Annotated in this window: 1 protein-coding gene; it reads left to right on the forward strand. The window is 46.8% G+C overall.

What is annotated here, in order from left to right; all coding sequences use genetic code 11:
- A partial coding sequence (locus tag Q0921_RS25000) for a hypothetical protein (protein WP_299261902.1) occupies positions 1-220 on the forward strand: 220 nt, incomplete at both ends.

The following is a 220-nucleotide window of genomic DNA, read 5'->3' on the forward strand; positions in this document are numbered from 1 at the left end:
AGTACAACGATTAGTGCCGGTGATACGGTCACTTTTAGTGTTACAGTCAGCAATGCAGGTGCCAATGATGCTACCGGAGTTGGTGTTGGGGATACGGTTCCCGATGGTTATACTACCATTGGAAGTATTAGTAATAGCGGAAGTGAGAGTGGAGGATTGATCAGTTGGAGTGGACTTAGTGTTACAACGACCACGCCATTAGTACTGACCTATACAGCGG

The sequence above is a fragment of the uncultured Aquimarina sp. genome (genome assembly GCF_947496855.1).
Lineage (GTDB): Bacteria > Bacteroidota > Bacteroidia > Flavobacteriales > Flavobacteriaceae > Aquimarina.